2 protein-coding genes are annotated in these 1,386 nt (G+C 74.3%); one reads left to right on the forward strand and one right to left on the reverse strand.

Annotated elements, in window-relative coordinates; translation table 11 throughout:
• Positions 1-663, forward strand: a 663-nt coding sequence (locus GTW08_RS03895) for an IS481 family transposase (protein ID WP_161151431.1), incomplete at its 5' end; no start/stop codon positions are given.
• A gap of 296 nt (positions 664-959) precedes the next feature.
• On the opposite strand, the gene GTW08_RS03900 is transcribed toward GTW08_RS03895, so the two are convergent.
• Positions 960-1,386 (reverse strand): RecB family exonuclease (locus tag GTW08_RS03900; RefSeq protein ID WP_161151432.1); only part of this gene is annotated, 427 nt, incomplete at its 5' end.

Raw genomic sequence — 1,386 nt, forward strand, 5'->3', positions numbered from 1 at the left:
CGGATCAACCGCCTCGCCCATGTCGACCGCGCCACCGGAGAACCGGTGCGTCGCTACGAACACCCCGCCCCCGGGGATCTGCTGCACGTGGATGTGAAGAAGCTGGGCAACATCCCCGACGGCGGCGGCTGGCGCTATGTCGGGCGCGCCCAGGGAGACCGCAACCGGGCCGCGACCCCTGGGAAACTTCGCAACGCCCACCACCAGGCGAAGATGGGCACGGCGTTCGTGCACACCGTGCTCGACGACCACTCCCGCCTGGCCTACGCCGAGATCCACGACGACGAGACCGCCGCCACCGCGATCGCTGTGCTGCGCCGCGCGGTGGCCTGGTTCTCCGCCCGCGGGGTCACCACCCGCCGAGTCCTGTCCGACAACGGCTCGGCCTACCGCTCCCACGCCTGGCGCGACACCTGCCACGCGCTGCGGATCACCCCGAAACGCACCCGTCCCTACCGCCCACAGACCAACGGAAAGATCGAACGGTTCCACCGCACTCTCGCCGACGGCTGGGCCTTCGCCCGGCTCTACACCGGCGAGTCGCAACGCCGAAAGGCGCTACCCGGGTGGCTGCACGAGTACAACCACCACAGGCCCCACACCGCCATCGGTGGTCTCCCACCGATCAGCAGGTTGACCAACCTGTCCGGGCAGTACAGCTAGCCCGGGCCGGGTGCGCCCCACCCCCGACGACCCGTCCCTGCTGGGACCGTTGCGACGGTCGGCGCCACTGATCGTGGCGGCGGCCGTCGCCGTCGTCGCGGTCCTGGCCTGGGCCTACCGCGGCGATGCGACCGCCGGGGCGGAGCGACCGGGGCGCCGACCGCCGGGTCCGGCCCCTCCGCACCACCTGACCGGGGCCCGGCACCGCGGGTGTGGGGCCCGGGCCGGCTGCACGACCTGACCGCGGGTCCGCACGGCCGGGTGTGCGGCCCGTCCGGGTACGGGACCGGACCCGCTCACCCGTCCACCACCGTCCGGCCGGTCTCGACCGCGGGGCAGCTGGTGCGGACCGGGCACCGGTCGCAGTCCGGCCCGGCGCGGGCGACGAACACCGCACCCGCCGAGTCCTCGGCGCAGGTCATCAGCACGTCGCGCCAGTGCCCCATCTCCTCCGGGCGCAGCGCCGCCTGCTGCGGCTCCTTCGCCTCCCCGTTGGCCTTGCGGTCGGCCAGGAACAGCAGCCGCGCCCCGCCCGGCTCCACCCCACCCCCGACGAGCTGGTCGAACGCGCCGAGCGAGGCCGCGAGCTGGTAGACGGCCAGCTGGTGGTGCTCGGCGGTGGCCCGGGCCGAGGTGGCCGTCTTCCCGGTCTTGACGTCGACGACGACCGGGCGCCCCTGGTCATCGCGTTCGAGCCGGTCGACCCGGCCGCGGAGCCGGACC

Origin of the sequence: Pseudonocardia sp. SID8383, assembly GCF_009864975.1 — a bacterium.
Lineage (GTDB): Bacteria > Actinomycetota > Actinomycetes > Mycobacteriales > Pseudonocardiaceae > Pseudonocardia > Pseudonocardia alni.